11 protein-coding genes are annotated in these 12,441 nt (G+C 45.0%); 3 read left to right on the forward strand and 8 right to left on the reverse strand.

What is annotated here, in order from left to right:
• The first annotated feature begins 154 nt into the window (after positions 1 to 154).
• Together nuoK and NDI35_RS17310 are read left to right on the forward strand one after the other, a co-directional pair.
• Positions 155 to 460, forward strand: a complete 306-nt coding sequence (gene nuoK / locus NDI35_RS17305) for an NADH-quinone oxidoreductase subunit NuoK (RefSeq protein ID WP_333107704.1) — start codon at positions 155 to 157, stop codon at positions 458 to 460.
• Positions 461 to 755: 295 nt separating this feature from the next.
• Positions 756 to 2,306 carry an AGE family epimerase/isomerase gene (locus NDI35_RS17310; protein ID WP_445313817.1) on the forward strand — a complete coding sequence of 517 codons (1,551 nt, stop codon included), beginning with the start codon at positions 756 to 758 and terminating at the stop codon, positions 2,304 to 2,306.
• A gap of 262 nt (positions 2,307 to 2,568) precedes the next feature.
• Here the strand turns inward: NDI35_RS17310 and folB are convergent, their stop codons facing one another.
• From folB to NDI35_RS17330, 4 genes are all read right to left on the reverse strand, one after another.
• Positions 2,569 to 2,925, reverse strand: coding sequence for a dihydroneopterin aldolase (gene folB / locus NDI35_RS17315; protein ID WP_445313818.1), 357 nt, complete (start codon positions 2,923 to 2,925; stop codon positions 2,569 to 2,571).
• A gap of 153 nt (positions 2,926 to 3,078) precedes the next feature.
• Positions 3,079 to 4,446, reverse strand: a complete 1,368-nt coding sequence (locus tag NDI35_RS17320; RefSeq protein ID WP_445313819.1) for a protein kinase domain-containing protein — start codon at positions 4,444 to 4,446, stop codon at positions 3,079 to 3,081.
• Positions 4,447 to 4,843: 397 nt separating this feature from the next.
• A complete protein-coding gene (locus NDI35_RS17325; RefSeq protein ID WP_445313820.1) occupies positions 4,844 to 5,938 on the reverse strand; it encodes a formylglycine-generating enzyme family protein in 1,095 nt (364 codons plus the stop codon).
• Between the two features lie 130 nt (positions 5,939 to 6,068).
• Entirely contained in the window at positions 6,069 to 7,352 is a 1,284-nt protein-coding gene (locus NDI35_RS17330; protein ID WP_445313821.1) for a glutamate-5-semialdehyde dehydrogenase, read from the reverse strand.
• Between the two features lie 226 nt (positions 7,353 to 7,578).
• On the opposite strand from NDI35_RS17330, the gene NDI35_RS17335 reads away from it, so the two are divergent.
• Positions 7,579 to 9,291: a zinc metalloprotease HtpX gene (locus NDI35_RS17335; protein WP_445313822.1), complete on the forward strand. Its 1,713-nt coding sequence runs from the start codon at positions 7,579 to 7,581 to the stop codon at positions 9,289 to 9,291.
• Positions 9,292 to 9,446: 155 nt separating this feature from the next.
• On the opposite strand, the gene NDI35_RS17340 is transcribed toward NDI35_RS17335, so the two are convergent.
• From NDI35_RS17340 to NDI35_RS17355, 4 genes are all read right to left on the reverse strand, one after another.
• A complete protein-coding gene (locus NDI35_RS17340; protein WP_445313823.1) occupies positions 9,447 to 9,626 on the reverse strand; it encodes a hypothetical protein in 180 nt (59 codons plus the stop codon).
• 4 nt (positions 9,627 to 9,630) lie between these two features.
• Positions 9,631 to 10,704, reverse strand: a complete 1,074-nt coding sequence (locus tag NDI35_RS17345) for a class I SAM-dependent methyltransferase (protein ID WP_445313824.1) — start codon at positions 10,702 to 10,704, stop codon at positions 9,631 to 9,633.
• Positions 10,705 to 10,785: 81 nt separating this feature from the next.
• Positions 10,786 to 11,508, reverse strand: a complete 723-nt coding sequence (locus NDI35_RS17350) for a peptidylprolyl isomerase (protein WP_445313825.1) — start codon at positions 11,506 to 11,508, stop codon at positions 10,786 to 10,788.
• 98 nt (positions 11,509 to 11,606) lie between these two features.
• Positions 11,607 to 12,350, reverse strand: a complete 744-nt coding sequence (locus NDI35_RS17355; RefSeq protein ID WP_445313826.1) for a hypothetical protein — start codon at positions 12,348 to 12,350, stop codon at positions 11,607 to 11,609.
• Positions 12,351 to 12,441 lie beyond the last annotated feature (91 nt).

The following is a 12,441-nucleotide window of genomic DNA, read 5'->3' on the forward strand; positions in this document are numbered from 1 at the left end:
GCAATTTCCCCGTGGTTGCCCAGTTCGGAGGTAGGTACGGAGCACTACCCCTACTGTATGAATGATTTAGACACGCTATAGTAGGGTGTTCACTGCACCTATCTTTCTGTCTTGTAGTAATGTGGATTGAGAAAGACTCAAAAAATTTATGCAACTGCAACTCCAGTATTTCCTGTTATTAGGCGCCGCACTTTTCTGTATTGGTATTTACGGTTTGATTACCAGCAGAAATGCAGTGCGCGTGTTGATGTCGATCGAGTTGATGCTGAATGCTGTCAATCTCAATTTGATGGGTTTCTCCAATTATCTCGACCCCGTACAAATTAAGGGCCAAGTATTTACCGTGTTTGTAGTTACGGTAGCGGCGGCTGAAGCTGCGGTGGGTTTGGCAATTGTTTTGGCGATTTATCGCAACCGCAATACCGTAGACATGGAAGAATTTAACTTGTTGAAGTGGTAATTAGTCAGTTAGCCATAGGCAGTAGGCATTGGTGTCAACTTAAGACTGAAAACCTCTGTAAATCTCGCTTGTAGTCGAGTCTATATCCCCCTAAATCCACGCCCCACCGCGATACTTGGGGAGACCCTTCTGGCGGCAGCGGCTCCCCTTAATAAGGGGGACTTTGAGAAATACTCTTGTCCCCCCCGATGTTTTGGGGGACTTAGGGAGTTTTTGGTTATTTGCCTCTGGGAAGGACTTTCTTAGCCCAATCGCGATCGAGTAAACAAACATTTCGCTCTTCCTCTATAAAAATATGCGATGGAATTCGATTCAATTTACCATCACTTCTTTAGCTGTTTGTTTACTGTGCGTTTTACCTTTTGGTAGCTACTTTGGGGTGGCTTCTTGGGCTACGAATGCCCGGCCAGGTTATTCTCAGCATCAAGTTATTCTGCCTGCCCTAACCTCTACTAACCATCTTCCCTCCCAACTTCCAACTGCCCAACGTTGGTTGAATCATGTCCAGAATGAACTTCTTCCCTTCTGGACAATGCCGACTGCTTTAGGAGATCCAATCGGCAATTTCCCTTCTGTTCGTTGTAACGATGGAACACTGCTTGACCGTAGCAATCCCTGCCCGGAAATTAAAGACAACGCTTGGCTGATGAGGAATCGCAACTATGTTGTTTCTGTATCTCGGCAGATCTATGGCTATGGAGTAGCCTTCCACTTAACGGGTGATTCCAACTATTTGCAGTATGCGAAAGCAGGTGTAGATTATCTGCGTCACAACAGTTTCGATCGCCAACATGGTGGCACCTATGCCTTCTGGGATGGTGAAACAAAGTCTTGGCAACCATCGGTTGAGTACCGCAATCCTCAAGAACTGGCTTATTCTCTTCTGGGCATCAGCTTTTATTACTACTTGACCCGTGATCCAGAAGTCTTACCCGACATTCTAGCCGTCAAAGATTATATTTTCAAAACATACTATAACCCAAAACTGAAGGCGCTACAGTGGCAGTTAAAAGACGGAGACGATGGGAAAGCTCTTGATAAGCGTTTGACTGCTCAACTAGACCAGATGAACGCATACATGGTTCTGATTACTCCAATCCTGCCTGAACCATACCAAGCGGAATGGAAACAGGATTTGGTAGATCTTTCAAATATTATGCTTAATCAATTCTATTTTCCTAATGAGAATTTGTTTTTTTATGCCGCGAATTCACCCTTTGATAGGGATATCCAAAACATAAAAGTTGATTTTGGACACACTATTAAAGCGATGTGGATGATCCGTATGGCTGGTTTACTTAGTGGCAACCAGACACTGGTCAAGTTTGCCGAAAAAAATGGGCCCAAGGTTCTAGAACGAGCCTATCTCCCTAAATCGGGTTCCTGGGCATCCGAAATCAATCAAGGGGGTAAAGTTAACATAAATAAAGATTGGTGGATATATGCAGAACTCGACCAATTTGCTGCCTCACTGGCTTTAGAAAACCCATCTTTAGCAATTTACCTTCCACAAACTTACGATTACTGGTTCAAGTATTTTGTTGATCGGAAGTACGGTGAAGTTTGGACTGGCGTTGATGATTCAACGAACAAACCTCTTCAGGAGCTACCCAAACAGTGGCCTTGGAAAAATGCTTACCATTCTTTTGAACACGCTCTGGTTGGGTATATCACAGCCTGTCAGTTTCATCAGGAACCAGTGGTACTGTACTACGCCTTCAAGCAAATGCCATCGGTTAATACAATTCGACCTTATTTCTATAAAGGTAAGATTGATAAAATCGAACCTATGACTAATCAAGAACCCGACAGTTTATACACAATCAAATTCTCAGATATTCATTAAGAGCTGTACTGAGATTAATCAAGTGCGATCGCGGAGATGGGTTTTGACTGTGCCTAGGAACTAGGGCGTGTTTTCAAACCCTTATATTCCCCCATCCCCCTTCAAAAGAGCAAATACCTCAAAGTGGGTATTTTTAAGGGGGATTTAGGGAAATCTCCGAGCTGTGAAGTTCACAATCAGTAGTTTGAAAACACGCCCTAGCGGGTATCGGGAAGACAGTAGAGTGGCTAAGTATTAAGGGCTAATGACTGATGACTATTGACTAATGACTTCTAGTAATTTCTAGAGTAATTCTGCCACCAAAATTAGGGATAGGGGCGGCAGGTTTTGAGAGTTGTAATTTGACTTTGTCGACTAACGGTAGTTCTAAAAGCGCTTGAGCAATAGTATCTGCTAGGCGTTCGATTAATAAAAACTTCGACTCTTGGACTAGCTTTTGAATCAGAGTAATTGCGCTGCGGTAATCAAGAGTATGTTGAATATCATCACTTTTTCCAGCTTGCGATAAATCCAGCCAGAGAGTAACATCCACTTCAAACCACTGCCCCAAAACTTGCTCTTCCGGAAGATAGCCCGTATATCCGTAACAGCGAATTCCTGTAAGTTGAATAGAATCCATTTTGCAATAAACTAAAAGTGCGTTATCTATACCAATTTGTATTAAACCAGATAAAGTTCTCTTTCTCTTCCCTCTCTTTTTTTAGCTTTTTCCTTCTCCCTCTGCGCTCTTTGCGCCCTCTGCGGTTCAATCACTCTTATTCTATCTTAAATTTCACAACTCTCCTCCTTTCTCCAACTTGTCCAATAAATCCTCAGCAACTTCATACCATTTCCGCCTAATTTCAGCATCTTCTGGCTTTTCTGTCAAGGTACGACCTTGGAATTGGGGATATTTATTGTAATATAATTCATCCACTTTTTGATAGAAAATATCTTGATTAATGTTGAGATTTTTGCGCCGTTTACCAATCTTTTCTTGACGAATTATTTCTGCTTGCTCTAAGGATGTATCGGGAGGTTGCTGGCGCGAAGAAAATTTAGGTAAATCCGGCAACTTGGGAAACGTGAAACCAGATTTGACTACACTAAAAGCTAAAATTCCCGGCACCAAAATGACACTTAAACTGCCTAGGGTTTTCCAAGGAATTAACTTGAATGTACTGTTGTGGTTAACAATTTGAGGATTTTGGTGAACAGGAGTATGATTGCTGGTAGCACTTTGAGTGGTGTTTTTGAAGGGGCGGCCGACAAAGTTCATTGTCACCATTTGGGAAATTATACTGCCAATGTGAGAGAGTTTTGGATCTTTGAGTGCTTCGCGGACTGCTTTTGCAGATTGGTAGCGATCGCCCGGTTGTTCTGCTAACATCCGATCCAATACCGTGGCTAAATTTGAGCTGACACTGACGTGCGATCGCCAATCCCAAGTTTTATTATTGATATCGTACAATTTTTGAGGCTTTTTGCCGCTTAGCAGTACCAAAGCCGTGACGGCTAAAGCGTACAAATCGCTAGCAGCAGAAACTTTCCCCAGCCGCATTTGTTCGGCTGGCGAATAACCCTGTTTGCCGATCGCCGTATCCGATTGTCCGTTAAACTGAACTACGGCATTTGCTGCGATTTGTTTGACAGAACCGAAATCAATTAAAAATGGCAGTTTGTCAGCATCATGCTGAATAATATTATCCGGGGAAATATCGCGGTGAATTAAATTTTTCGAGTGGATGTATTCTAAAATGGGTAAAAGCTGAAATAGCAGTTGAGTAACTTCGGCTTCGGTAAAATTTTTACCTTGCTGCTGGCGCGATATCAATATTTCTTCGTAGGTTTGACCTTTGATATAATCTTGGACTAAAAATAAAGATTGATTGCCGCCCAAATCCGTTCGCAGGAGTTCTCGAAACCTGGGGATTTGCGGGTGTTGGAGGTGGTAAAGCATACTCGCTTCGCGATCGAACAATTCGGCGGCTTTGGGGCTGTGAACTACCGGAGAAAACTCTTTGAGCACGCAATGTTCGTTGTAGCGGTTGATGTCTTCGGCGAGGTAAGTGCGCCCGAAGCCACCGCGGCCTAATTCGCGGAGAATGCGGTAGCGTTTTTCGAGAGTCGAACCGGGGGCGAGGAGGGAGGAGTTAGACATAAACAACGGAAAATTGTTCGAGTTGGGGAGTCGCCGAGCACAGTATAGCTTATTGTAGCTAAGTTTGTTTGAATGTCAGGGCGATCGCTTTTTTTGGGATGGATGAAGGAGAAGAGACACTTTGCTTAAGATGCAGTATCTACAGGCTATTGGGTGGGTTTTACCAGCCATGTATGTCGGAAACAAACAATAATATAACAGCGCACTCTTAAAATCATCCCCACTGCGATCGCGCTTATTTACCTGCTTTTTCTGCTAACTTATGCTCTTTGAAAGCTTCTAACAGCTTTCTATTTTAAAATTTAGGTACAATTCGATTTCGATCGCCCTCCGGTCTTCATGGAAAAGGAAAAAGTGCAAAGGGTAAAAGGGTAGAGAAGAGTCCTCGCCGGGAAAACTAGGACGAGGAAGAAACCGCTACGCGGAAACCCCCGTACCCCCTCCTATCCTCCGAGACCAAGCAGCGATAGTCACTGCGGCAAACGCCCGCCAAGCTACCCCAGTCGCCCCCACGCATCACTCGGTAATTATTTGTGGTTTCCCCGGAACTTCCGTCAGTTGGTGCGCCGTTATAGTTTTCGTGACACCTATCGCTGCACCATTCCCAAACATTGCCGTGCATATCGTACAGTCCAAAGGCATTGGGGGGAAAACTCCCGACATCGGTTGGTTGTTTCGAGTGGAGTGGTATGTCGTCGGGGTATCCGGGGCAGTGTTCCTCATGGTTGACTAATTTCCGAGTAATGGTTTCCCCAAAATGAAAGGGGGTTGTTGTACCCGCACGACAGGCATATTCCCATTCTGCTTCACTCAGGAGGCGATATTTTTTCCCGGTTTGTTGCAAGAGTCGATCGCAGAATTCGACGGCCTCATCCCACGATACTTCTACAGGACGTTTTTCAAAATTTAACCACGATGGGTTGTTTCCCATCAGTGGTTGCCACTGTGCTCGGGTGATGGAATATTTGCTTGCAAAAAAAGCAGGTACTGTCACTTGATGCTGCGGACTTTCATTATCTCTTCTATATTTATCTGTTGCTGGGGAACCCATCATAAATGTGCCGCCGGGAATATAAACCATTTCCAGTACACTTCCATTCCCTAAGTCTTCAGGGAAGAAGTGAGCATAATGACGGTGGCGACTGTTTTCTTTTCCTTGAGCATTTACTGTTATTACATCAAACTCAAAAGTAGGCAAATATTTTTGGAACTGCTGTTTTAGATTTGGTTCATCTCTATCCTTCAGCAGCGAATAGGCTGCAAATCTCACCGCAATTGATTCATCTTGCAGTGCCCGAATTATTAAATCTAAACCTGCATCTCCATATTTTAGTGCTTCAGACAGTGCAGCAATTTTTACCTCAACAATGGGAGAAGCTAACCGACTTTTAACGCCGGGAATCCCGCCTAAAACGGCCGCAGACAATGCCACTTGAGATTCACCGCCTAGGACAGCATCGTATTCTCTGGGTTGATTTGGATTTTCTGTCATAATCGGGACTTAGGTAAGTGTCACACTTCTATCCAGTTGTATGGTGGGTCAAACTCAGTTCTAGGGTGATTATTCAGGGCATAGAATTCTGACCCACCATACTAATTATGCCAGTTGCGTAAATCTTGTCTTACAAATCTCGATGCGTAAATTCCTTAGCATCTTTCCCTACATAATTCGCGGCAACATGACCATCTCCAACAACTCGATACTTATAGGTAATTAACCCCTCTAAACCAACAGGCCCGCGAGGCGGCATTTGCTGCGTGCTAATCCCCACTTCTGCACCGAAACCGTAGCGGAAACCGTCGGCAAATCGAGTCGAACAATTGTGATAAACTCCTGCCGCATCGACTCCATTTAAAAAAGTTTCGGCCGCTTCGCTGTCTTCGGTGACAATGACATCTGTGTGTCTAGAACCGTAAGTATTGATGTGATTAATTGCTTCTTCCACAGAATCTACTATTTTGATTGACAAAATTAAATCGCTGTATTCTGTAGACCAATCCGCTTCTGTCGCTTCGGCAATATTTTGTAGGATGGCGCGAGTTTTTTCGTCTCCCCGCAATTCGACTTTTTTCTGCTGCAAAGCTTCGGCAACAGCGGGCAGGAATTTGGGGGCGATCGCACTGTGAACTAACAAGGTTTCAATGGCATTGCAGGCGGCTGGATACTGGGTTTTTGCATCGACAGAAATGTCTACTGCTTTCTGAAGATCCGCCGCTTTGTCTGCGTACAAATGACAAATTCCGTCGGCGTGTCCCAAGACGGGAATTCGGGTGTTTTCCTGCACGAACCGCACGAAGGAATTAGAACCTCTGGGAATAATCAAATCTACATACTCATCCATTTTCAGCAGTTCGATTGTTTCTTCCCGCGTGGTCAGCAACTGCACGACTTCTGGATTAACCGCAGTTTCTGCTAATGCTTGATGTATCACTTTTGTCAATATTTCGCAGGAACGGACTGCCTCTTTGCCACCTTTGAGAATAACGCCGTTTCCTGATTTGATTGCTAAGGATACTATCTGAATTAAAGCTTCGGGGCGCGCTTCAAAAATAATGCCTAAAACGCCCAAAGGACAGGTGATGCGCTTCAGAATTAATCCTGTATCCAATTCACGGTGAATTTGCACGACACCTACGGGATCTGGGAGTTTCGCAACGTCGCGCACGCCCGCGATCGCACTTTTCAACTTGCTCTCATCCAACTTGAGGCGATCGTACAGCGGTTTCGCAATTCCATCCACCTCAGCCGCCTTGCAGTCAGCCGCATTCGCCGCCACAATATCCGGCGCAGCAGCTTCTAAAGCTTTAGCTATAGCTTCAATAGCTTGATTTTTGACCTCAGCGGACAAAACCGCCAATTTTCTAGCAGATACGCGCGTTTTTTGGGCAATTTCAATAATAGACATGGCAGTAACTTTTAAATAGTTTTGATTGTTGGGTTTTGAATTTTGAGTGTTGAATTGAATCCGCACAAATAAATTTCGGGGCGGTTTTCAGTCTTAACAATTCTAGAGGAAATTCTATATTTTTGTTGAGACTCCTTACAGCAATCCGCATTAACAGGTTAAAACAGTGAAGTATAGATAAAATCCCACGGTCATTTCCATTTGTCAATAACCTTTGGAGAGTATTATGTCATCTCACGCCCCTTTACGCAAGGCAGGGCGAGCCGCCAAAGCCGGCGTTAAACTGATACAGAAAACTGGCGGAAATCTCGTTTTAGCTTCCGGCGTCACCATCAGCCTGCTGTTTGGTATGGTGTTAGCGCTATCTTTAGCCTCAGTTTTGATTCTCAACAGTCCCGATCCAGTCGCCGGATTGGCGATCGCACTTCCGATAACTCTGATTTTTAACATCGCTGCTTTTTTCCTATCGCCTTACTTGATGGACTTAAGCCAAAATTGGCTCTACAATACCCGCTGGGTTTCCCTAGCAGAAATTGAAAGCCTAAGTCCCGAAACAGCGAAAGTTATTCAGAAGGTTTGCAAGCAGAAAAAACTCCAGCCGCCGCGTTTAGGAATTATCGACGACCAAAACCCTACTGCGTTTACTTACGGTTCATTTCCAAACAGCGCTCGCTTAGTCGTCAGTCAAGGTCTTTTCACCTATTTAGACGACGAAGAAATTGCCACTGTTTACGCCCACGAACTCGGTCATATCGTCCACTGGGACTTTGCAGTAATGACTTTAGCTTCGACTTTGGTGCAGATTACTTATTTAATTTACACTACAACTCAAAGAATGGGTCGAAGTGGTGGCGACAAAGCTAAAGATGCTGCAGGTACGGTAGCTGCTGTTGCTTATTTGTTTTACATCGCTGGCACTTATTTATTGCTGTATTTGTCGCGGACGCGAGAATATTTTGCCGACCATTTTGCAGCCGAAACAACCGGAAATCCCAATGCTTTGTCTCGCGCTTTGGTAAAAATTGCTTACGGTATTTTGGAAGAAGGACAAAGAGCCACCGAACCCAGCCGCTTATTAGAAGGAACTCGCGCTTTAGGCATTTACGATGCCAAAGCTGCCACATCTACTGGCACTGCTTACCGGATTTCTTCGGAAGCAGAAAAGATTGGGCGAGTGTTTTTGTGGGATATGTTTAATCCGTGGGGTTGGTGGATGGAGTTGAACTCGACTCACCCGCTGACTGGTAAACGAGTTCGCGCTTTGAGCACTTATGCCGAACAATTAGGCTTGGATATTGAGTTTGACATGGGCCGGATTGTCGGCGAAGGCAACGATTTGAGCAAGCGGAGATTGTACGGCAATTTTGTGTTCGATTTACTGCTGTACAGTGCAGAAACTCTGGGGTTAGCGGTGGGTTTTGCGATCGGCATTTCCCTGTATGCTGTAAACCCGATGATGATGGTTGCTTGTCCCTTAATCGGTTTAGGGACGGGAATTTTACTCAAGACTTTGGTGATGTTCCCGAATTACGAACAAGCAGAACATTTGGATGTTTTAACTTTAATGTCTGACCCTTATGCAAGTCCTTTGCGGGGTCAACCGGCGCAACTACAAGGCGAATTAATTGGTCGTGGCGATGCGGGTTATACCTTCGGTTCTGATTTGAAATTGCAAGATAGAACGGGAATGATTTATCTGCGCTATGCTTCTCGCTTTGGGCCAATTGGTAATTTTCTGTTTGGCATGAAACGAGTTGAAAGTTTGATTGGGATGGATGTTAGGACTTTGGGTTGGTTCCGCCGGGGTGTTGCACCTTGGATGGATTTGATTCAGCTTGAAAGCGATAGCGGTACGACGGTTAAGAGTTATCACCGCTTCTGGTCTTTTGTCATGAGTATCGGTGCGATCGTTCTTGGTATTGCGGCGCTATTTGTTTGATTTCCCGCTTGAAAGTTGAACGCAATAAAGTCTTTACTACAAATAGGTTCATAGTGAAGACTTTATTCGCCTTAAGTCAGGGTTAAGGAGGAAAGCATTCGTACCAACATAAGCAGTTGAGAGATTAACATCTTCCTGATTAGAATCCCTGAGTGTTAAACCAGGGGCTTAACTGATGACTGAGGATTGTTAGGTGGTTTAGCAGATTTGAATTCCGGTGTGGAGGACAATTGTTTCAAATCGATGAAGACCGAAAATTGGCTGGTATCCAACAACCCGGATTTAAGTTGTTTTTTCTTCTGCAAGTGTTTACCGATCGCACAAATTTTGCACATGATTTTAGCTCTTTTTGATGATATAATAGTCGTTTTGGAAATCATGGGCTAGTTGCTTGATTTCAACGCTGCTAAACCCAGCTTCACTCAACATTTGCAGCGCTTTTTCTTGACCCCACATCGTGCCCAATCCCATGCCGCCGTAGGCTAAAGAAACAGTCATGCAGTGCATACAAGAAATGGTGTAGAGTAAGGGCGCAATGGGATGCTCTAGATTACCGCCGACATCGGTTGTGGCGCGGATATCTTGCATCAAGTAAACACCATCGGGACGCAGAGCTTTGTAGATGTTGTGGAGTACAATATCGGGTCTGGCTTGATCGTGAATTGCATCAAATGTGGTGATCCAATGGTAGCGATCGCACTCATCCAATGTGGCGGCATCCTTCACCTCAAACTGGATATTATTTAACTTCCGCAATTGCGCTTCGGTGTTGGCAGTGGCGATGGCTTCTCCCGAAAAATCGTAGCCTGTGAATCGGCTATTCGGAAAGGCGACCGCCAGCTTGTTGAGTGCTCGCCCGCTACCGCAGCCGACATCTAGCACCTCAATACCCTTTTCCAACGCTTCGTTAAGTCCGGGAATCAGTGGCAGAATGTGGTCAAATAGAGCAGATACCACGGTTTGACCGCTATCTTCTGCCATCACGGCATGAAAACGTTTGAACTCGGAGTAGGGTACGCCGCCACCTTTGTAGAAACAATCGATAATCCGATCTTCCACCGATGCCAACACCGGAATGAATTGAGCAAAGGGGGCAATGTTGTCAGAAGCTGCAGCCCGTGTCAGGAATGCTGCATATTCTGTCGGCAAAGTGTAGGTTTTGTCGATCGAATTATAATCCACTAAGCGACCCGTTACCATTGCACCGAGCCATTCCCTCACGTAGCGTTCGTTCAATCCGGCAGCATCGGCAATTTGCTGACTGGTAGAGGGCGGCAATTCTGCCATTGTGTCAAACAGTTCGGTGCGATGCCCGATCGAAATCATGACTGCGAGTGCGCCACTGTTGAGAATGTCCAGCATCCGTTGGGCGAATGCTTCTGCTTTGGTTTGATCGAATGTTTGTGTCTTCATAATTTAATAGTGATGGTATTCAAAAGTTTCTATTGGGAAGATTTGATTTTGGCAGGGGTACGATCGTCAGATTCCTGCCCGTCAATTCAACATTTCACCTATCTGTTCTTGCACCCAAATTTCAAACAATTCGCGGAGCAAACGCTGACGCATCGCTAAATCAAACTGAGCCGGAATCAATGTTTCTAATCTGACGATCGCCAGCCATCCTTCTACAGGGATAGGATGCCAAAGCTGACCGGGCAGGCTTATCGCCAACAGATGCGCCAAATTCGGGTGGATTGTGCCGAGTTCCGCCGGGCCAAGAATCCCATTGACTTGAGCTTCTGGGCCTTGGGAATACTCGCGCGCCAGTTCGGCAAAGGATTGCTCTTTTTCTTGAATCCGAAAATAGAGTTCTCGCGCAATTTCTGCCTCTTTAACCCGAATCAAAGAATAGATGACTCGATCTAGCGATCGCTTGCGTTGCAGAAAATAGGACTCTAGTTTGTGATGCCAATTTTGGTGTTTGAATTTCTCAATTTTGAGCAGCCGCGGAATGAAAACTGTCTCTAAAAAATCCCGACTCATCCCGTGCTGTTTTAGCCAAAGCTGCTGTGTGGTTTGGTCGAGCAGTTGATTTTGTTCGTAGAACTGCTGGCTGGCATTCACGATTTCTTCAGCGGTGCAATCGATGGGGGCGATGGCTTCATCAATGATGCTCTCGCGGTATAATTGGGGCAGCATTTGGTAGCTGGCAAGTCGAGGAACTATCTCCTCCCCACAGAGGGTGCGATTGCGGATTTGTAATAAAACTGCGGTCATAGCTGTCTGGCTTCAATTAAAGTCATTTGAACGAACAATTGGTAGGGTAAGGTGCACAGTGTGCACCCTACAGATAAAGTTTTTACATCCAGGACTTTCTAGTTGGGAATCGGAGTCAAGGTAACAGAGTAATTAGTGTTACCTGTGAATTGAGAGGCTTGAAGATAGTAGTTAGTTGCAGGAGCCAAGTTTTGGACAAATCCTTCGGAAATAGTGCCTCGCTTAACCACACTTCCAATTACCTCACCTGCATCGACGGCGCGATTGTTGTTTTTGTCTTGAATCAATCGGAGATCGGCATCAGCGCTGAGATTATTGAGACCAAAGTGATAAAATCCCTGGGTATTGACAGCCAGATGGATAGTATCGGTGGTGTCGGTGTTACCCACAGAACCTTGATGAGTTCTTGGTTTGTCGTTGGAAAAGACGGCACCGAAATCATCTTCTACGGCGAGGACTTTGCTGGGTGTTCCGATCGCGTCAGCCGATACTCTCAAATTGTAGGGAGTATCGTTGAACGCACGGTTCCGATTGACTTGCACCACGTAATTGCCTGCATCAACGTCAGCAACTGCTGAGGACAAGTTGATTACTTCATCCAAACGCAATCGATCGGAAATAGCAATTTGCTTATCGTTACCATCAACTAAGCCATTGCCATTGAAATCGCGAAATAGTTGAACATTCAGATCGTCGGTCATACCAACCAGCCCAAGGTTGATATTTTTATCGCTATCCAGACGGAAACTGTAGGTGTCTTTGCTGTTGAGATTACTGATAGTGCGGCGCGGAACTACTACGGCACTATTAGATGGCAAGGTACCAAGGTTAAATTCAGCCATTTTATTTCTCCTTAAAGTGTAAAGGGATTAGTTAATTTGCTGGTTGTTTGCTTAACTTGATATCAATCTAACGAGGCGATCGTTCCGAAAG

This window comes from Microcoleus vaginatus FACHB-2002 (assembly GCF_040004035.1).
In the GTDB taxonomy this organism is placed as follows: domain Bacteria; phylum Cyanobacteriota; class Cyanobacteriia; order Cyanobacteriales; family Microcoleaceae; genus Microcoleus; species Microcoleus vaginatus_C.